Source organism: Streptomyces sp. NPDC048278, assembly GCF_040652195.1.
Classification (GTDB): Bacteria; Actinomycetota; Actinomycetes; order Streptomycetales; family Streptomycetaceae; genus Streptomyces.
In genome coordinates this window covers 178,030-196,617 of record NZ_JBEZLP010000013.1, presented here as the reverse complement: position 1 = coordinate 196,617, position 18,588 = coordinate 178,030, and the positions used below count along the sequence as shown (strand labels likewise).

The window sequence follows — 18,588 nt, the reverse complement described above, 5'->3', positions numbered from 1 at the left end:
ATGCCATGGCTGCCCACCGGAAGTCGCCGTCGCCCTCGGGGGCCGTCACGATCTTGTCGATGCCTTCGCCGTGGGAGACCCTGTAGCTTGACCGAGTCCAAGAGTTCCTGCTGCTTGGCCTCCATGTCCCGGCTTCACCGACGCCGCTCACGCGGAGGGTCGCGTTCAGTACGTCCTCGCCCCAGGTCCCGGAGCCCCGACCATGCACCTGACCGCCCTACACCACCGCCGACTCGCCGCAGCCATGGTGGCGTTGGTCCTGCCTCTCGCCGGGTGTTCGTCCTCGCACCACACGACCTCCGCCGCCGGGACCCCGAGCCCGGCGGCCTCCGCCCCGCTGTCCTCCCCCACCTCCGGCGAGCCGTCCCCGTCGGCCTCCGCCTCCTTCGACCTCTCGGCCTGGCCGACCGCGCCGATCAACGTCGACGAGCCCGGGTTTCCCAAGGGGTACTCCTACGGGGTGCTGAAGCGGAACTACACGGGTACCGATTTCATCGACGCCCTGGCCCGGCAGTGGCACATCAGCCTCGCCGCCCGAAAGAAGCTCGCCGCCATACCGAAAGGCAGCGGACCCGCCGTATGGCACGCCGCGGGAACCACGCATCCGTCCAGCGGCACCGAACTCTGGGTGGCCGGGCTGTGGGACCTGGCCGGCGATCTGGAGTACCTGTCATGCGGGGCCACCGTGAAGGCACCCGGCCGGGCGGCCTTCCTGCGCGCCTGTGCCCGGTTCGACCACCCCGGCTCCGACCCGGCCGCGGCGGTCCGCTGGCTGGACAGCGTCACCGACCCCGTGGACCGGAAGCACCGCAAGGACCAGCTGACCGTGGACAGCCCCCTGTACCGGGCGGGACCGGCGGCCGCCTACCTCACGGAGTACGGCAAGGGCTCGATCCCCGACATGGACCAGCTCACCTTCTTCGGCCTCAAGACCTGACCGCGGCCGGAACGGCGCCTGGGCCGGGGCCGCGCACTCCGCCCACACCGTCTTGCCCGGCCCGTCGGACCGCACGTGCCACCCCCAGCAGGCCGCCAGCCCCGCGACGATGAGCAGCCCCCGACCCCCGGCGTCCTCGGGGTCCGGCGCGCGCAGCGCCTCCGGACGGGGCGGTGTGCGTTCGGCGCGGGTGTCGGAGACCTCGACCCGGACCACCGTACGGGCGGGTCCGGTCACGGACAGGCGCAGGTGGAAGTCCCGGCCGGACACATGCCCGTGCCGCACCGCGTTGGCGGTCAGCTCGCCGACGACCAGCGCGATCGCCTCGTGCGGGCCGCCGCCGTACGGGATTCCCCAGGTGTCCAGCCGGTGGGCGGCCAGCCTGCGGGCGAGCCGGGCACCGCGCGGGGTGGAGGTGAAGCGCATCTCGAAGTCGCCCTCGGGTTTGTTCGTCATGCCGACAACGGTGTCCGCGGTCGCGTAGCGTGACCAGTGGTGACGCACTGACGCGGGCCGGTTGTACGCGCGGTGGCGGTGCGCGTACGAGCGGCGCGGCGTGACGCCGTCCCGGACAAGGGCGTTGGGGCAGGGAGGCGGTAGGGGTGACCGAGGTGACGGACGAAGAGAACTCCGCGGGCCAGGCGGCGGACGCCTCGGGGCGGGGGGTGGTCGCGGCGTTCGGCCAGACCATGAAGACGCTGCGGGTCCGGGCGGGCCTGGAACGCGAGGAGTTGGGGCGGCGGATCGGCTACTCGGCGTCCACGGTCGCGTCGTTCGAGCAGGGCCGCCGGATCCCGTCCCCCAGGACCATCGACAAGGCGGACGAAGCGCTGGGCGCGGAGGGGCTCCTGACGGTGTGGAAGGAGCAGGTGGAGAGGGCGCAGTATCCGGTCTTCTTCCAGGGGATGGCGAAGTTGGAGAAGGAGGCCGTGGAACTGCTCGCATACGACACACATGTGCTCAACGGCCTGCTTCAGACCGAGGAGTACATGAGGGCCGTGCTCGACCTGCGCCGCCCGGTCCTGGACCAGGAGATCATCGAGCAACGAGTAACCGCGCGGCTGGCCCGCCAGGACATCTTGCACGGCGGGTCCGCGCCGCTGTTGAGCTTCGTCCTCGAAGAGGCGGCCCTGCGACACCCCTGGGGCGGCGAGGCTGTGCACCGCGGGCAGTTGGAGCAGTTGCTGTTGATCGGCGAAAGGCGGAACGTCGAGATCCAGGTCATGCCGACGGACCGCCGATACAACGCCGGCGTGGACGGTGCGTTCACGGTCATCACACGCAAGGACGGAATGAGGTTCGTCTACGTCGAAGCCCAGGGAACCAGCGTCCTGCAGACCGAGCCGGAACAGACGACTCTCGCAGCCGCCCGCTATGGGATCATCCGATCACAGGCTCTCCCCTCGGGAGAATCGCTCGACTTCCTGGAAAGGTTGCTGGGATCGCTATGAACAACTCCGAGTCCTCGGCCATCGTGTCCGGTCTCGTTTGGTTCAAAAGCAGCTACAGCGGAGCTGAAGGCGGCCAGTGCGTAGAGGTCGCCTGGTTCAAGAGCAGCCACAGCGGAACCGAGGGCGGGGACTGCGTAGAGGTCGCGGCCGACCCCGGAGTCGTGTACGTCCGTGACTCCAAGGCCGTGGCCGGACCCGTCGTCTCCGTGTCGCGTGCGGCGTGGGCGGGGTTCCTCGCGGTCCGCTAGCCGTCAGCTCTCGCGGCCGGCCAGGATCCACTTCGAGGGCAGCACGATCAGCTCGCCGTCCGGTGTGGACTCCGTCGTGGTCAGGGGGAGTTCACCGCTCGCCAGGACCGTGAGGCCCGCGCTGCGCAGGTAGGCGGGGACCGCGTCGTCGGCGACCTCGCCGGGGGCGATCCCGTGGCGGAAGACCGGGGCGAGCTTGGGCGGCGGGCCGGACGGGCTCTGGGCGAGGCCGCCGAGGACGGGGCGGGCGGCCTCGGCGAGCTCGACGAGGAAGACCCGGCCGCGGCTGCCGACGAGGGTGGCGATGGAGTCCACCAGCGGCTGCCGGTCCTCCGGTTCGCACTGGTGCAGGACGCCCCGCATGTAGACGTTGGCGTCGCCGAGTTCCGCGTGCAGGGACTCGGTCTCGCTCTTCTCGGCCGCGTCGAGGAGGCGGTAGCGGGCCTGTGCGGCGGGGTCGGCGTGCCGGGCGTGGTCCAGGGCGGCCTCGGATATGTCGGCACCCAGGACGCGCGGGAAGCGCTGCGCGAGGTAGCGGGTCTGGGTGCCGTTGCCGCAGCCGAGGTCGACCAGGGGCAGCCCCGGGTCGGTGAGCCGGTGTTCGAAGAGGGCGACGTGGACCGCGGCGGTCACGTCCGGTTCGGCGTCCCAGAACACCGCCCCGGGTTCGTCGGGGGCCTCTTTCCAGAAACCCTCCCAGGCATGCCGGTACCGACTCGTCACGCTCATGGCCAACTCCCCAGGGTAAAACCACAGATGACCGCCGTCACTGACGGGTCAGTACGGTTTACCCTGCGCAGGTTTCGGCCACAAGCGCCCGGCGCGTTCCTTCACCACACGTTCGGCGAACGTGCGCCCCCTGAGTCAGCGGCGCCGTGAGGTGAGTTCGAACCAGACGGTCTTCCCGGCGGCGGTACGGCTGGTGCCCCACTCCCGGGCCAGCGTGCTGACCACCCGCAGGCCGCGTCCGGCGTCGGCGTCGGGCCGCGCGCTGAGCAGGGTCGGCAGGGTGTGGTCGTCGTCATCGACCTCGCACAGCAGGGTCTCGCCGCGGATCAGCCGGAGCTGGACCGGGCGGCTGTGCGAGTGCCGCAGGGCGTTGGTGACGAGTTCGCTGACCATCAGTTCGGCCGGGTCGGCGAGCCCGGCCAGGCCCCAGTCGTGGAGCTGCTCGCGGACGGCGGCACGGGCCCGGCGGACCTCGGCCGGGTCGAGGGCGAGCCGCCATTCGGCGACGTCCTCGGGCTCGATGCCGTTGAGGCGGGCCATCAGCAGGGCGACGTCGTCCTTACGGCCGCCGCGGGTGTTGAGGGCGCGGATGATGGTGTCGCAGGCGTCGTCCATGGAGGCCGCCGGATGGGCGGCGGACTCGCAGAGGGTGGCCAGGCCGACGCCGATGTCCTCGCCGCGCATCTCGACCAGTCCGTCCGTGCACATGACCAGCCGGTCGCCGGGTTCGACGCGCACCCGCAGCGACTCGAAGGCGACCCCGCCGACGCCTATCGGCGCCCCGGTGGGCAGGTCGAGGAGTTCGCTGCGCCCGTCGACCGCGCGGACCAGCACGGGAGGGATGTGGCCCGCGTTGGCGAGGTGCAGCTCGCTCCCGATCGGGTCGTAGACGGCGTAGAGGCAGGTGGCGAGGTAGCCGTCGCCGAGGCGCTGGGCCAGGTCGTCGAGGTTGCGCAGGAGTTGGGCGGGCGGCAGGTCCATGGCCGCCATCGTCTGCACGGCGGTCCGCAACTGGCCCATCATCGCGGCCGAGTTGAGGCCGTGGCCCATCACGTCGCCGACCACCAGGGCGGTGCGGGCGCCGGGCAGTTTCACCGAGTCGAACCAGTCGCCGCCGACCCGGCCGAGGAGAGTGCCCGGGAGGTACCGGGTGGCGATGTCGCAGCCCGCCATGCGCGGCGGGATGTGCGGCAGCATGCTGTCCTGGAGGGTCTCGGCGACGCTCTCCTGGTACGTGTACATGCGCGCGTTGTCGAGCACGAGCCCGGCGCGGGCGGCGAGTTCGGCTCCGGTGACCCGGTCCATGTCGTTGAACATCTCGCGCTCGGGGTGGCGCAGCAGGATCATGAAGCCGAGCACGACGTTGCGCGCCTTGAGCGGGACGACCAGCATCGAACGGCCGGTGATCAGCGGCCGGATGTCCCGCTTCTCGAACTGCGAGGCGATGGCGTGGCCCATCTCCACGCTGATCCGCGGCACCAGGACCGGTTCGCCGGTGGTCATGCACTGGAAGAACGGGGTGTGCGCCGGGAACGGCATGGCCTCGCCGACGGGGACGACGTCGTCCCAGCGGCCGGGTTCGTCGGTGTGCTCCAGGGCGACCCGGTGCCACATGGTGGTGGTGTCGGGCACGCCGTCCGGGAACCCCTCGCCGGCGACGACCTGTTCGCGCAGGTAGGTGCCGGCGACGTCGGTGAAGCGGGGGACGACGGCTCTGCTGACCTCGACGATGGTGCGGGACAGGTCGAGCGAGGTGCCGATCTTCCCGCTGACCTCGGTGAGGAATTCGAGGCGTTCGCGGACGGCGACGTACTCCAGGTCCTCGCGGTCGTCCTCGGTGAGTTCGGCGGGCACGGGCCGGCCCTCGGCGGCCACGCGGGCCGCGCGCTCGCGGCGGGCCTTGCGCTCGGTGCGTCGGGTGACACCCCAGTCGGGGGTCACCGGCACCCGGTCGTTCTGGCTGAACTCCAGGACGGGGTAGCCGAGTTCGAGGACCTGGGCGACAATCCGGGCGCTTTCGTCGACGCTCATGCTGGGCAGGATCTCGGGAAGCCTGCGGGCCAGCTCCTCGGCGCCGGGGAAGTCGGTGTGCAGGGCGAAGCCGGGCGCGATGCGCTCGAAGGCGATGCCCTCGTCCTGCTCGGCCCGGCGCAGCCGCTCGGCGTCGGCGGCGAGCACCAGCAGCCGCTCGTTCCCCGGGCCGACCAGCGGGTAGGCCCACCAGAGCACGTCCACGCGGTCGTGGCCGTGGTCCGGCACGGTGAGCCGGGCGCGGCCGGCGGCCGGGAAGCTCAGCCGTCCGTCGAGGGAGGACTCCAGGTCGGGTCCGAGGCCGTCGTAGGCCGCGTAGGCGCCGTACGGGGTGATCTCGTCGTCCTCGGGGAGCGCGCCGGAGACGGGCAGCAGGTCGAGGACGGAGTGGCCGATGGCCTCCTCCTTGGCGGCGCCGAAGAGCCGCCGGGCGCCGGTGCTCCAGTGCGAGACGTCGCCGTCGCGGTCGACGACGACCACGGCCAGGGGGATGCGGCCCGACGCGCCGTCCCCAGCACCGAGGCCGGGATCCGTGTCCCGCTCGCTGCCATGGTCCATGGCCCAGGCCCTCTCTCCCCACGGCTCCGCAAAAGATCTGTGCCGCCCGTCACTACGGTACGGTGGCCGCCGGTTGCGATGTGTGGCAATCCTGGAATTGGTTTCACCGGATCGCACCGGCGCGCAGGTCCGCGCCCCCGTACGGTGCGCGAACCGCGTCCGCCGCGTACCGACCGCTCCGCGCGCTCAGTCCTCGTGGCCGAGCTGGAGATCGCGTTCGGTGCGGCCACCGCCCGCGACCTGGAGCACGGTGGCGACCGGCGGGTAACCGGCGGCGATGACCGTGTACTCGCCCGAGGACAGGTCGACGAACCGGAACGTCCCGTCGGCACCGGTGGTGAGGGTGTCCACGACGTTCCCCGCGGCGTCGAGCAGGGTCACCCGCGCGTCCTCCACGGGCCGGCCTCCGCCGGCCCGGACGGTGCCCTTCAGCACGGCGCCGCCCGCGAGTTCGACGTCCTGCCGGGTCTCCCGGGAGGCCTGGACGGTGACCGGGAGGGCGGCCGGGCGGAAGGCGGGGGCGCTGCCGGCGAGGGTGTACTCGCCGGCCACCAACTCGGTGATCACGTAGCCGCCCTCGCGCCCGCTGCGGACGCTGGCGACGACCTCGCCGTGCACGTTGGTGAGGGTGACGGTGGCGTCCCGTACCGGGGTGCCGTCGGCGGTGCGCACGCTGCCCGCGAGCCGCCCGGCGCCGCCGAGGACGACGTCCAGCTCGACGGGCCGTTCGCCGACCGTCACGGAGACGGCCTGCGGCTGGTGGCCGCCGGCGGCGGCGATCAGGACGTACGAGCCGGTGCCGGGGGTGGCCAGCGCGTACCGGCCGTCCTCCGCGCTGGCACCGCGGCCGATCTGCCGGCCGACGGCGTCGATGAGGGTGAGCGCGGCGCGCGGCACCACGGTCCCGTCGGGGTGCTGCACCGTGCCGCAGACCGGGATCCCGGCACCGGTGCGGGGCGACCGGGCCTGCGGGACCGCGGCGTTGGCGGTTGTCGGTTCCGATTCGGCGGTGGGGTGGGACACCAGCGGTTTCTCCTTGAGGAAGCAGGCGACGAGCAGGCCGAGGACGAGCACCGGGACCAGGTAGAGGAAGATCCTGGGCATCGCGTCCGCGTAGGCGCGGATGTAGGCGTCGCGCAGCGCCGGGGGCAGCGCGTGCACGAGCTGCGGGGTGAGGGACTCGGGGTCGGGCAGGCGGGCGCCCGCGTGGGCGGGGAGACGTCGGTGCAGGGCGTCGGTGAGCCGGTCGGCGAAGAGGGTGCCGAAGACGGCGGCGCCGACGCTGCCGCCGATCTGCCGGAAGTAGTTGTTGGCGCTGGTGGCGGTGCCGAGGTCGGCAGGCCGTACGGAGTTCTGCACGGCGAGGACGAGCACCGGCATCACCATGCCGATCCCGGCGCCGAGGACGGCCATCCAGACGCTGTACTGCCAGCGCGGGGTGCCGACTTCGAGGCGGGACAGCAGCCACATCCCCACGACCGACAGACCGCCGCCGAGCACCGGGTAGATCCGGTAGTGCCCGGTGTGGCTGATGAGCTGTCCCGCGACGATCGAGGCGCCGACGATCCCGCCCATCATGGGCAGCATCAGCAGCCCGGACCCGGTCGCCGAGGCGCCGTCGACCATCTGCAGGAAGGTCGGCAGATAGCTGGCGGCGCCGAACAGGGCGACCCCGACGACCAGTCCGACCAGACCGGTGACGTTGAAGACGGAGTCCCGGAACAGCCGCAGCGGGATGAGGGGTTCGGCCGCGTGGTGCTCGGCGACGGCGAACAGGACCCCGGCGACCAGCGCGCCCGCGCCCAGTCCGAGGATGACGCGCGAGCCCCAGTCGTACTCCGTCCCGCCCCAACTGGTCAGCAGTACCAGGCAGGTCGAGGCGGCGCCGAGCAGCAGGGTGCCCAACACGTCGAAACGGGCCCGGACCTGAGGCTTCGGCAGCTTGAGCACGGCGGTGATGACGGCGAGCGTGACCAGCCCGAAGGGCACGTTGACGTAGAAGCACCAGCGCCAGGAGAGGTGGTCGGTGAAGTAGCCGCCGAGCAGCGGTCCGGCGACGGAGGCGAGCCCGAAGGCGGCGCCGATCAGGCCCATGAAACGGCCGCGCTGCCGGGGCGGCACGATGTCCGCGATGATCGCCTGCACGCCGATCATCAACCCGCCCGCGCCGACGCCCTGGACGGCGCGGAAGGCGATCAGCTGGTCCATGGTCTGCGCCCGTCCGGCCAGCGCGGACCCGACGGCGAAGACGAGGATGGCGAACTGGAAGACGCCCTTGCGGCCGATGAGGTCGCCGAGCTTGCCGTAGACGGGGAGGCCGACGGTGGAGGTGAGCAGGTAGGCGGTGATCGCCCAGGACATCCTGTCGAGGCCGTGCAGCTCGCCGACGATCTTCGGCAGCGCGGTGGCGACGATCATCTGGTCCAGCGCGGCGAGGAGCAGGGCGAGCATCAGCCCGCAGAACACCAGCCGGGTGCGGCGCGGCCCGAGTCCGGAGACCGGGGCGGGTTCCGGTTCGGGGGCGACCGCGGACACCGCGGCCGGCTCCTCGTAGTGCACCAGCGTCGTCCCGCCCACGTACCGCTCCCCTCGTCGCGCCTGCGCACGACTGCCGCCTCGTTTCCGTAGGGCGACAACTGCGAGCAGGCACGACGAGTTACGGCACGAAACCGGCGGGTCCGGAGATCCACCCGAACCGGTGAGGGGCCAACAGGCCCGGTTCTCCGGGAGGTTACTTCTCGACCTCGGTGGCGAGCTTGTCGAGCACCTGGTCGTAGATCCGGCCGAGGCCCTTGGGCGCGAAGGTCTTCTCGAAGAAGCCGCCGATGCCGCCGGCGCCCTGCCAGGTGGTGTGCACGACGACCCGGGACTTCCCCTCGCCGGCCGGGGTGACGCGCCAGGTGGTGACCATGGAGGAGTTGCGGTCCTTCTCGACCAGCTCGCCGTCGGTGGGCTCGCTGACCTCCAGGAGGCAGTCCCGGACCCGCTTGCTGGTGGCCTGCAGCTTCCAGTGGACGAGGGTGCCCTCGCCGTCGCCGCCCTCGCGCACCTCGTACTCGCTGAAGTGTTCGGAGAGCAGCTTCGCGCGCGTGCCGCTGTAGTCGGCGATCGCGTCGAACACCGTCTCCGCATCCGCGCCGACGACCCGCTCCGTAGTGGCCTCGACCTGCGCCATCGCTTTCCTCCAGCACCTGAGTTCTCGGGGTTGCGCCAAGCCAACCACCCCGGCGCCCGGCCGCCCAAATCGGGGTGCCCGAAGCGGTCGGAAACGTGATCCGAACGACGTCCGCGCGGTCTCCACAGATCGTTCGCACGATCATGGGAACAGATGTTCTATTCTGTGGGCAGTGCTACCGAGGAGGCGTCATGCGCTGGGAGAACCTCACCGAGGAGACCGGTCACAGCCGGGCCGGCACCGCGCTGTTCGGTGCGGACGCGGTCACGACCCGGACCTTCGACACGCCGGAGTTCCGGGGGATCACGTTCCACGAGGTGCGGGCGCGGTCGATCATCAACCGGGTGCCGGGCGCCTCGCGGATGCCGTTCGAGTGGACGGTGAACCCGTACCGGGGCTGCTCGCACGCGTGCGTGTACTGCTTCGCCCGCAAGACCCACAGCTATCTGGACCTGGACACCGGGATCGGCTTCGACACCCAGATCGTGGTCAAGGTCAACGCCCCGGAGCTGCTCCGCCGCCAGCTGGGCTCGCGCCGCTGGCTCGGCGACCACATAGCGATGGGCACCAACGTCGACTGCTACCAGCGCGCCGAGGGGCGCTACCGGCTGATGCCGGGGATCATCTCCGCCCTCACCGAGCACGCCAACCCGTTCTCGATCCTGACCAAGGGCACCCTGATCCTGCGCGACCTGGAGCTGCTGCGCCGGGCGGCGGACGTCACGGACATCGGCATCTCGGTCTCGGTCGGCTTCGTCGACCCCGAGCTGTGGCGGACCGTGGAGCCGGGCACCCCGGCCCCCGAGCGCCGCCTGGACGTCGTCCGCGCCCTCGCCGGGGCCGGTATCGGCTGCGGGGTCCTGATGGCGCCGGTGATCCCCTTCCTCGGCGACCACCCGGCCCAGCTCCGGGCCACCGTGCGGGCGATCGCGGCGGCCGGGGCCACCTCGGTGACACCCCTGGTGCTGCATCTGCGGCCCGGCGCCCGCGAGTGGTTCATGAGCTGGCTCGCGGCCCACCACCCGCACCTGGTGCGGCGTTACGAGCGGCTGTACGCGGAGGGCGCCTACGCCCCCAAGTGGTACCAGCGCCGGATCACCCGTCAGGTGCACGAGCTGGCCGAGGAGTACGGCATCGGGCCGAACCGCCCGGGCACCGCCCGGCGGATCCCGGTACCGGCGGCGGAGGAGGAGCCCGCGGCGCCGGAGCCGACCCAGCTCACCCTGCTCTGACCGACCGGCGGGCCGGGGGCGTTCGGGCGCAACCCTCGGACCAATTGGGTCATTCATCGTCAGAATGGGTTCTTCCGGGTCCTGTTTCCGGGACGATGCGGCGAGGACCGTGGCACGTGCGGTCCGCTCCCCTCCGTCCTGGGAGGACCCATGCGAACACGCGCAGCCGTGCTGTGCGCCGTCGCCGCCGTCGTGGCCGGTTCGTTCACCGGCCTGCCCGCGAGCGCCGCCACCCGAGCCCCCGTCCAGATCTCCCCGGTGACCTGGAAGAAGTGCGGCACCACCGACTACCCGACGCTCCAGTGCGGCTCGGTCAAGGTGCCTCTGGACCACCGCAACCCGCGCGGGCGGCAGATCACGCTCGCCCTCTCCCGCGTCCCGCACACCGCATCGGTCTCCCAGGGGCCGCTGCTGGTCAACCCCGGCGGCCCCGGCGGCAGCGGGCTGGCCCTCGCCGGTTTCGTGGCGTCCACGCTGCCCAAGAAGGTGGCCGCCCAGTACGACGTCATCGGCTTCGACCCGCGCGGCGTCGGGAAGAGCACCCCGGCGATCGACTGCATGCCCGGCTACTTCAAGCCGGTGCGCCCCGACTCGGTCCCGGCCACCCCCGCCCTCGAACAGGCGAACCTCAAGCGGGTGCGGTCGTTCGCGGCGGCCTGCGGCAAGAAGTACGCCAACCTGCTGCCGCACCTCGACACGGTCGACGCCGCACAGGACCTCGACTCGATCCGCCAGTCCCTCGGCGTCCGGCAGATCAGCTACTTCGGCTACTCGTACGGCACCTACCTGGGCGCCGTCTACGCGAAGCTGCACCCGGACCGGATCCACCGCCTGGTCCTGGACTCGATCGTCGACCCCACGGGCGTCTGGTACGACGACAACCTGAGCCAGGACTACGCGTTCGACGACCGCCAGCGCGCCCTGATGGCGTGGATCGCGAAGTACGACTCGACGTACAAGCTCGGCAAGGACCCGGACAAGGTCGAGGCCAAGTGGTACGCCATGCGGGCCGCCCTGGCGAAGAAACCGGCCGGCGGCAAGGTGGGCGCCTCCGAGCTGGAGGACACCTTCATCCCCGGCGGCTACTACGACGGCTACTGGCCCTACCTGGCCGACGCGTTCTCCGCCTACGTCAACGGCAGGAAGACCGCGGCGCTGGTCGAGGCGTACCAGAACTTCGCCGCCGTCGACGCGTCGGGCGACAACGGCTACAGCGTCTACGCGGCCGTCCAGTGCCGGGACTCCTCCTGGCCGCGGGACTGGAACCAGTGGCGCAAGGACAACTGGGCGGCCTATGAGAAGGCACCCTTCATGGTCTGGAACAACGCCTGGTACAACGCGGCCTGCGCGTCCTGGCCGACGAAGTCCCTGAAGCCGCCGAACATCGCCAACGCCGAGCTCCCGCCGGTCCTCCTCTTCCAGGCCACGGACGACGCGGCCACCCCCTACCAGGGCGGCGTCACGGTCCACCGGCTGCTGGCCGGCTCCAGCCTGGTCGTGGAGCAGGACGGCGGCAACCACGGCATCACGCTCAGCGGCAACACCTGCCTGGACACCCACCTCGCCGCCTACCTGACCGACGGCACGGTCCCGCGCGGCACCGGCACCGCCGACGCGGTCTGCGCCAAGACCCCCGACCCGAAGCCCCTCACCACCAAGGCGGCCTCGACGTCGTCCCGCGGCTCGACCCTGCACGGGCTGCTGGGGTTCCGCGGCTGAGCCGGTCCTGACGTCCCGTCGGGGGCGTTGTCAGACCCGTGGTCCACCATGGACGCATGAGTGATCTGACCCGCATCCCCGCCCCCGACGGCGTCGCCCCCGCCGCCCAGTACACGCACGTGGTGGCGGCGACCGGCCGGCTCGTCGCCGTCTCCGGCCAGCTGCCGCTGGACGAGGACGGCCGGCTGGTCGGCGAGGGCGATCCGGCGGCCCAGGCCCGCCAGGTCTTCGAGAACCTGCGGCGCTGCCTGGCGGCGGCCGGCGCCACCTTCGACGACGTGGTCAAACTCACCTACTTCGTCACGGACATGGCCCACCTGCCGGCCGTCCGCGCGGCCCGCGCCGCCCACATACCCGACGACCGCCTCCCGGCCGCCTCCGCCGTCCAGGTGGCCGCGCTCGTCGCCCCGCAGTTCCTGACGGAGATCGAGGCGCTGGCGGTGGTGGCCGGCTGACGCCGGTTCCCGGGCGGGCGGCGCCGTCCGCTCCCTAGGGTGCCGTCATGAACGACGACGCGCTCCCCGCACCTGCCCTCCACGTCCGCCCCATGACCCTCGCCGACTGCGGCCGGGTCTCGGAGATCCGCATCCGGGGCTGGCAGTACGCGTACCGGGGCCTCATGCCGCAGCCCTTCCTGGACGGGCTCAGCGTCGAGCGGGACGCCGAGCGGCGGCGGGCCCGGTTCCGGGACGGCCGGGACGGGGTGACGGAGCTGGTCGCCGAGCGGCGCGGCACCGTCGTGGGGTGGGCGGCGCACGGGCCGTACCGGGACGGTGAAGTGCGCACCGGTGACGCCGAGTTGTACGCCATCTACCTGGACGCCGCCCACCTCGGCACGGGCGCCGGGCGGGCGCTGCTCACGGCGGTCCTGGAGCAGTGCGCCGGGCACCCGCGCGTGTACCTGTGGGTGCTGAAGGAGAACGCGCGTGCCCGGCGGTTCTACGAGATGGCGGGTTTCGCGGCCGACGGCACCGAGGAGCCGTACGAGGTCGACGGGGTGCGGGTGCCCGAGGTGCGGTACGTCAGGGAGTCCGGCGTCACCTCTGCCTAGGGATGCGGGCGAGGGCCTCGACGGCCGCCCCCGCGAGGGTGGGGTGGGCCAGGGCCTCGGTGAGGACGCGGCGGGCCCGGGTGTCGCCGAGGGCGCCGAGGCCGTCCACGCAGGCGAGGGCGACCCTGCGGTAGGGGTCGTGCGGGCGCAGCCGGCGTTCCAGGGTGGTGATCAGGGCGGGGACGGACTCCGGCGCGCGGAGTTCGACCAGGAGACGGACGGGCTGCAGGGCGTAGGCGACGCGGAGTTCGTTGGTGGCGAGGGCGGCGGCGGCACGGGCGGTGCGCGGGTCCCGGAGGCGGGCGAGGGCACAGGCGGCGGAGACGCAGCGGGGCGGGTCACGGTGGTTGAGGAGGAGGACCAGCGTCTCGAAGGCCCGCCGGTCCCCGGCCGTCCCCAGCCGGAACGCCGCCAGCTCCCTCGCCCACAGGGGCTGCCCGGCCGCGGTGAGCACCTCCGCCAGCCGGTCGTGGTCCTCGGTGGCCAGAAGCCGGTCGAAGGCCGCCGTCCCCTGCGACTCCTGCCGCAAACGCTCCGTGAGTGATCGCAACTCTTCGTCCACGAAGCCCAGCGTAGAGGGGTTGCCGCAGGAGAGGGACGTACATCACAAACTCGGGGGACTGGCGCGCTCGTTACCCGCCGGTTAAGCTCAATCGAGCGAGTCACCCACTCGCAGTAACGCTCACGCCGGTTTGGTGACGCAGCCGCCGTGAGGACGAAGGTCGGTTCGGTACCTCGTACCGCAGTACGACCCGGCTCCGGGACAGGGCCGGTCGGAATCCGCCGTTTCCGGGCGTGTGCGCGCCCGTGGCGGCAGCACCGGGCGTGTGCGCTCGCAGCCCGGCACCACCCGCATTCACGCAGCTCTCTCCGCACCCGGTGCGCCCCTCGGCGCACCCGGGCGCGCTTCCAGTCGTCACCCTCATTCCTGGAGTCCCGCGATGGCCACTCCCCAGTCCGACCCTTCCCTGTCCCCGCTCAAGACGATCGCCGTCGTCGGCCTCGGCACCATGGGCACCGGTATCGCCGAGGTCCTCGCGAAGGCCGGCCGCGAGGTGATCGGCATCGACATCAGCGAGGCCCAGGCCGCCAGGTCCCTCGCCGCCCTGGAGGCCGCCACCGCGCGTGCCGTGGCGCGCGGCAAGCTGACCGAGCAGGAGCGCGCCGAAGCCCTCGCCCGGATCCGCACCGGCACCGACCTGTCGGCCGCCGCCGACGCCGACCTCGTCATCGAGGTGGTCCCGGAGTCGTACGACATCAAGCACCAGGTCCTGCGCGAGCTGGACGGCATCGTCCGCCCCGGGACCATCCTCGCCACCGGCACCAACGCGCTCTCCGTGACCCGGCTCGCCGCCGACTCGGCCCGCCCCGAGCGCGTCCTCGGCCTGCACTTCTTCAACCCGGCCCCGGCGATGAAGCTGGTCGAGGTGGTCTCCTCGGTGCTCACCGCGCCGGGCGCCGTCGCCGCCGTCACCGACCTGGCGATCGAGCTGGGCAAGGAGCCGGTCGCGGTCGGCGACCGCCCCGGGTTCGTCGCGGACGGACTGCTGTTCGGCTACCTCAACCAGGCCGCCGCGATGTACGAGGCGAAGTACGCCTCCCGCGAGGACATCGACGCGGCCATGCGGCTCGGCTGCGGCCTGCCGATGGGCCCGCTGGCCCTGCTGGACCTGATCGGCATCGACACCGCGCGCACGGTCCTGGAGGCCATGTACGCCGAGTCCCGCGACCGGCTGCACGCCCCGGCGCCCGTCCTCAAGCAGCTCAGCGAGGCCGGCCTGACCGGCCGCAAGTCGGGCCGCGGCTTCTACACCTACGAGGCCCCCGGCAGCGCCACCGTCGTCCGGGACGCGCTCACCCCGCTGGACGGCGCCGCGCTCACCCCGGGCCGTACGGTCCGCTCGGTCGGCGTCGCCGGCTCCGGCACCATGGCCTCCGGGATCGCCGAGGTCTTCGCCAAGGCCGGGTACGAGGTCGTCCTCGCCGCCCGCAGCGAGGAGAAGGCACAGGCCGCCAAGGCCCGCATCGGCAAGTCCCTGGACCGCTCCGTCGGCAAGGGCCGGATGACCGCCGAGGCCGCCGCGCAGACCCTGGACCTGATCACCCCGGCGGGCTCGTACGACGCCTTCGCGGACGTCGACCTGGCCGTCGAGGCGGTCGCCGAGGACCTGGAGGTCAAGCGGCAGCTGTTCCAGGCCCTGGACAAGGTCTGCAAGCCGGGTGCGGTGCTCGCCACCACCACGTCCTCGCTGCCGGTCGTCGCCTGCGCCCGGGCCACCGCGCGTCCGCAGGACGTGATCGGCATGCACTTCTTCAACCCGGCGCCGGCCATGAAGCTGGTCGAGGTCGTCCGTACCGTGCTGACCGGCGAGGACGTGCACGCCACGGTCCGCGAGGTCTGCGCCCGCATCCGGAAGCACGCGGTCGACTGCGGCGACCGGGCCGGGTTCATCGTCAACGCGCTGCTGTTCCCGTACCTGAACAACGCGATCAAGATGGTGGAGGAGCACTACGCCTCGCTCGACGACATCGACGCGGCGATGAAGCTCGGCGGCGGCTACCCGATGGGGCCGTTCGAACTCCTGGACGTGGTCGGCCTGGACGTCTCGCTCGCCATCGAGAAGGTGCTGCACCGAGAGTTCCGCGACCCGGGCCTCGCGCCCGCGCCGCTCCTGGAGCATCTGGTGGCCGCGGGCTGCCTCGGCCGCAAGACCGGCCGTGGCTTCCGCGAATATGCCCGCCGCTGACGGCGTCGGCGACTGGTTCCGGGACGAGAAGGACTGGGGCGGACTGCTCGACCCCGTGGACGGTCCCCCGCCCTTCACGGGCGGGGGAAACCCCGGACCTGCGCATCAAGCTGCGCACATGCAGTACGTTCGGGTCATGTCCCAGCCCGCCAAGTCCTCACGTACCCCCGCCACGCCGGACGCGCCGGAGAGTGCCGCGGGCAGCCGCGCGGCGGCCCAGCGGCTCAAGATGCGCCGGGAGCTGGCGGCAGCCGCGATGGAGCTCTTCGCGACGAAGGGGTACGAGGCGACCACCGTCGACGAGATCGCCGCCGCGGCCGGGGTCGCCCGCCGCACCTTCTTCCGCCACTTCCGCTCCAAGGAAGAGGCGATCTTCCCGGACCACGACGACACCCTGATCCGGGCCGAGGCCGTGCTGAACGCGGCCCCGGCCCACGAGCACCCGCTCGACACGGTGTGCCGCGGCATCAAGGAAGTCATGAAGATGTACGCGGCCCGGCCGGACATCTCGGTCGCCCGCTACAAGCTCACCCGCGAGGTACCCACCCTGCGCGAGGCGGAGATCGCGTCGGTGGCCCGTTACGAGCGCCTCTTCACCCGCTACCTCCTCGGCCACTTCGACGAGCACGCCCACGCGGACGACGCGAACGACGACCCGCTGCTGGCCGAGGTCGCGGCGTCGGCCGTGGTCACCGCCCACAACCACGTGCTGCGGCGCTGGCTGCGGGCCGGCGGGCAGGGGGACGTCGAGCTCCAGCTGGACCACGCCTTCGCGATCGTCCGCAAGACCTTCGGGGACGGGATCGGGGCGGGCCGGGAGACCGAGCCCCGCCGGCCCGCGCCGGCCTCGGTCGCCTCGCAGGGGGAGGTGCTGGTGACGGTGGCCCGTACCGACGCCCCGCTGGACGAGGTCATGCGGACCATCGAACAGGCGCTCAAGGAGCGCTGAGCCACCCTCCGGGAGTGTCCTCGGACACTCCCCCGCTGTGACGACGGCCACCCGCCCGGGTGGCCGTTTTGGCATGTCAGAGCACCTTTTCAGGCAACTTTCCGATGCCGTTCGATCGATCATCGCTCATTTGTTACGTAAAGATTTCATCTGAGGCGAACTCGTGGCACTCAGTGCCTTGCGGCCTGACACGCGGTGTCATACGTTGATGGAGTCCGGCCTGTCCCGGTGAGCACACCAGCTCCCCCGCCGGACGCCTGCGTCACAGGCAACCTCCCGCGCCACAAAGCGCTGCCGAAGCACCACCACCGCCGAACCGACGGCACCTTCCCGAAACCCTCAGCAGCACCGACGTAACCCTCAGCGCCCCTTCCCTCAGGGGGCGCAAGCATCGCCGGAGGCAACACCGTGACCACTCAGGCCATTCTGGACGCGATCCAGTCACCGGAATCGACGCCGGCCGACTTCGCGGCCCTGCCGCTTCCCGAGTCGTACCGCGCGATCACCGTGCACAAGGACGAGACGGACATGTTCGCGGGCCTGGAGACCCGCGACAAGGACCCGCGCAAGTCGATCCACCTCGACGAGGTCCCCCTGCCCGAGCTGGGCCCGGGCGAGGCCCTGGTCGCCGTCATGGCATCGAGTGTCAACTACAACTCGGTGTGGACCTCGATCTTCGAGCCGCTGTCGACCTTCGGCTTCCTGGAGCGCTACGGGCGCCTCTCCGAGCTGACCAAGCGGCACGACCTGCCGTACCACATCATCGGCTCCGACCTCGCGGGCGTCGTCCTGCGCACCGGCCCCGGCGTCAACGCCTGGAAGCCCGGCGACGAGGTCGTCGCGCACTGCCTCAGCGTGGAGCTGGAGTCCAGCGACGGGCACAACGACACGATGCTCGACCCCGAGCAGCGGATCTGGGGCTTCGAGACCAACTTCGGCGGGCTCGCCGAGATCGCGCTCGTCAAGTCCAACCAGCTGATGCCGAAGCCGAACCACCTCAGCTGGGAGGAGGCCGCCGCCCCGGGCCTGGTCAACTCGACCGCCTACCGGCAGCTGGTCTCCCGCAACGGCGCCGGCATGAAGCAGGGCGACAACGTCCTGATCTGGGGCGCGAGCGGCGGACTCGGCTCGTACGCCACCCAGTTCGCGCTGGCCGGCGGCGCCAACCCCATCTGCGTCGTGTCCTCGCCGCAGAAGGCGGACATCTGCCGGGCCATGGGCGCCGAGGCGATCATCGACCGCAACGCCGAGGACTACAAGTTCTGGAAGGACGAGCGGGAGCAGGACCCGCGCGAGTGGAAGCGCTTCGGCAAGCGCATCCGCGAGTTCACCGGCGGCGAGGACATCGACATCGTCTTCGAGCACCCCGGCCGCGAGACCTTCGGCGCCTCGGTCTTCGTCACCCGCAAGGGCGGCACCATCACCACCTGCGCCTCCACCTCGGGCTACATGCACGAGTACGACAACCGCTACCTGTGGATGTCCCTGAAGCGGATCATCGGCTCGCACTTCGCCAACTACCGCGAGGCCTGGGAGGCCAACCGGCTGATCGCGAAGGGCAAGATCCACCCGACGCTGTCGAGGACCTACTCCCTGGAGGAGACCGGCCAGGCCGCCTACGACGTGCACCGCAACCTGCACCAGGGCAAGGTCGGCGTCCTCTGCCTCGCGCCCGAGGAGGGCCTCGGCGTGCGCGACGCGGAGATGCGGGCCAAGCACCTCGACGCCATCAACCGCTTCCGCAACATCTGAGACACCCGA

At 71.7% G+C, this 18,588-nt stretch carries 15 protein-coding genes and 1 pseudogene; 10 read left to right on the top strand and 6 right to left on the bottom strand.

The annotated features are described in order from the left end of the window. The first annotated feature begins 202 nt into the window (after nt 1-202). Nucleotides 203-937 carry a hypothetical protein gene (locus AB0D74_RS23765; protein WP_362590580.1) on the top strand — a complete coding sequence of 245 codons (735 nt, stop codon included), beginning with the start codon at nt 203-205 and terminating at the stop codon, nt 935-937. A gap of 54 nt (nt 938-991) precedes the next feature. Here the strand turns inward: AB0D74_RS23765 and AB0D74_RS23760 are convergent. Then, nucleotides 992-1,363 (bottom strand): annotated as a pseudogene (locus AB0D74_RS23760) (ATP-binding protein); the annotation flags it as partial. A 176-nt stretch (nt 1,364-1,539) separates the two neighbouring features. Here AB0D74_RS23760 and AB0D74_RS23755 point away from each other — a divergent pair. Continuing rightward, on the top strand, nt 1,540-2,388 hold the full coding sequence (locus AB0D74_RS23755; protein WP_362590317.1) for a helix-turn-helix transcriptional regulator: 849 nt from the start codon (nt 1,540-1,542) through the stop codon (nt 2,386-2,388). Next, a complete protein-coding gene (locus AB0D74_RS23750) occupies nt 2,385-2,636 on the top strand; it encodes a DUF397 domain-containing protein (protein ID WP_362590314.1) in 252 nt (83 codons plus the stop codon). Before AB0D74_RS23755 ends, AB0D74_RS23750 begins: the two co-directional genes overlap by 4 nt. 3 nt (nt 2,637-2,639) lie before the next feature. Here the strand turns inward: AB0D74_RS23750 and AB0D74_RS23745 are convergent, their stop codons facing one another. The 4 genes from AB0D74_RS23745 to AB0D74_RS23730 form a co-directional block, all read right to left on the bottom strand. After that, nucleotides 2,640-3,365, bottom strand: a complete 726-nt coding sequence (locus AB0D74_RS23745) for a class I SAM-dependent methyltransferase (RefSeq protein ID WP_362590310.1) — start codon at nt 3,363-3,365, stop codon at nt 2,640-2,642. 135 nt (nt 3,366-3,500) lie between these two features. Beyond that, complete coding sequence (locus AB0D74_RS23740) at nt 3,501-5,954, bottom strand: SpoIIE family protein phosphatase (protein ID WP_362590307.1); 2,454 nt, start codon at nt 5,952-5,954, stop codon at nt 3,501-3,503. A 186-nt stretch (nt 5,955-6,140) separates the two neighbouring features. Beyond that, nucleotides 6,141-8,531, bottom strand: a complete 2,391-nt coding sequence (locus AB0D74_RS23735) for an MFS transporter (RefSeq protein WP_362590305.1) — start codon at nt 8,529-8,531, stop codon at nt 6,141-6,143. A 154-nt stretch (nt 8,532-8,685) separates the two neighbouring features. Continuing rightward, nucleotides 8,686-9,129 (bottom strand): SRPBCC family protein, encoded by a 444-nt coding sequence (locus AB0D74_RS23730; RefSeq protein WP_362590302.1) that lies wholly within the window; start codon nt 9,127-9,129, stop codon nt 8,686-8,688. A 191-nt stretch (nt 9,130-9,320) separates the two neighbouring features. Between AB0D74_RS23730 and AB0D74_RS23725 the strand changes: the two genes are divergently transcribed. The 4 genes from AB0D74_RS23725 (at nt 9,321) to AB0D74_RS23710 (ending at nt 13,131) form a co-directional block, all read left to right on the top strand. Beyond that, the gene (locus AB0D74_RS23725; protein ID WP_362590299.1) at nt 9,321-10,361 is read left to right on the top strand and encodes an Rv2578c family radical SAM protein; all 1,041 of its coding nucleotides are present in this window, start codon (nt 9,321-9,323) and stop codon (nt 10,359-10,361) included. Between the two features lie 150 nt (nt 10,362-10,511). Continuing rightward, the gene (locus AB0D74_RS23720; RefSeq protein WP_362590296.1) at nt 10,512-12,080 is read left to right on the top strand and encodes an alpha/beta hydrolase; all 1,569 of its coding nucleotides are present in this window, start codon (nt 10,512-10,514) and stop codon (nt 12,078-12,080) included. 56 nt (nt 12,081-12,136) lie between these two features. After that, complete coding sequence (locus AB0D74_RS23715) at nt 12,137-12,535, top strand: RidA family protein (RefSeq protein WP_362590293.1); 399 nt, start codon at nt 12,137-12,139, stop codon at nt 12,533-12,535. Nucleotides 12,536-12,582: 47 nt separating this feature from the next. After that, nucleotides 12,583-13,131: a GNAT family N-acetyltransferase gene (locus tag AB0D74_RS23710; protein ID WP_362590291.1), complete on the top strand. Its 549-nt coding sequence runs from the start codon at nt 12,583-12,585 to the stop codon at nt 13,129-13,131. On the opposite strand, the gene AB0D74_RS23705 is transcribed toward AB0D74_RS23710, so the two are convergent. Continuing rightward, entirely contained in the window at nt 13,118-13,693 is a 576-nt protein-coding gene (locus AB0D74_RS23705) for an adenylosuccinate lyase (RefSeq protein WP_362590288.1), read from the bottom strand. The genes AB0D74_RS23710 and AB0D74_RS23705 overlap by 14 nt on opposite strands. Nucleotides 13,694-14,072: 379 nt before the next feature. Between AB0D74_RS23705 and AB0D74_RS23700 the strand changes: the two genes are divergently transcribed. The 3 genes from AB0D74_RS23700 to ccrA all read left to right on the top strand — a co-directional run bounded on the left by AB0D74_RS23700 (nt 14,073) and on the right by ccrA (nt 18,579). Then, nucleotides 14,073-15,878 (top strand): 3-hydroxyacyl-CoA dehydrogenase family protein, encoded by a 1,806-nt coding sequence (locus tag AB0D74_RS23700; RefSeq protein WP_362590285.1) that lies wholly within the window; start codon nt 14,073-14,075, stop codon nt 15,876-15,878. A gap of 136 nt (nt 15,879-16,014) precedes the next feature. Further along, complete coding sequence (locus AB0D74_RS23695; RefSeq protein WP_362590282.1) at nt 16,015-16,827, top strand: TetR family transcriptional regulator; 813 nt, start codon at nt 16,015-16,017, stop codon at nt 16,825-16,827. Nucleotides 16,828-17,235: 408 nt separating this feature from the next. Then, complete coding sequence (gene ccrA, locus AB0D74_RS23690) at nt 17,236-18,579, top strand: crotonyl-CoA carboxylase/reductase (protein WP_362590279.1); 1,344 nt, start codon at nt 17,236-17,238, stop codon at nt 18,577-18,579. The last annotated feature ends 9 nt before the right edge of the window (nt 18,580-18,588 follow it).

What these genes read in the sequence shown, in the direction of transcription:
- AB0D74_RS23710 (WP_362590291.1), top strand. Translation starts at nt 12,583, where the DNA reads ATGAACGACGACGCGCTCCCCGCACCTGCCCTCCACGTCCGCCCCATG.
- AB0D74_RS23725 (WP_362590299.1), top strand. Translation starts at nt 9,321, where the DNA reads ATGCGCTGGGAGAACCTCACCGAGGAGACCGGTCACAGCCGGGCCGGC.
- AB0D74_RS23720 (WP_362590296.1), top strand. Translation starts at nt 10,512, where the DNA reads ATGCGAACACGCGCAGCCGTGCTGTGCGCCGTCGCCGCCGTCGTGGCC.
- AB0D74_RS23745 (WP_362590310.1), bottom strand. Translation starts at nt 3,365, where the DNA reads ATGAGCGTGACGAGTCGGTACCGGCATGCCTGGGAGGGTTTCTGGAAA.
- AB0D74_RS23730 (WP_362590302.1), bottom strand. Translation starts at nt 9,129, where the DNA reads ATGGCGCAGGTCGAGGCCACTACGGAGCGGGTCGTCGGCGCGGATGCG.
- AB0D74_RS23715 (WP_362590293.1), top strand. Translation starts at nt 12,137, where the DNA reads ATGAGTGATCTGACCCGCATCCCCGCCCCCGACGGCGTCGCCCCCGCC.
- AB0D74_RS23695 (WP_362590282.1), top strand. Translation starts at nt 16,015, where the DNA reads ATGTCCCAGCCCGCCAAGTCCTCACGTACCCCCGCCACGCCGGACGCG.
- AB0D74_RS23740 (WP_362590307.1), bottom strand. Translation starts at nt 5,954, where the DNA reads ATGGACCATGGCAGCGAGCGGGACACGGATCCCGGCCTCGGTGCTGGG.
- AB0D74_RS23700 (WP_362590285.1), top strand. Translation starts at nt 14,073, where the DNA reads ATGGCCACTCCCCAGTCCGACCCTTCCCTGTCCCCGCTCAAGACGATC.
- AB0D74_RS23765 (WP_362590580.1), top strand. Translation starts at nt 203, where the DNA reads ATGCACCTGACCGCCCTACACCACCGCCGACTCGCCGCAGCCATGGTG.
- AB0D74_RS23750 (WP_362590314.1), top strand. Translation starts at nt 2,385, where the DNA reads ATGAACAACTCCGAGTCCTCGGCCATCGTGTCCGGTCTCGTTTGGTTC.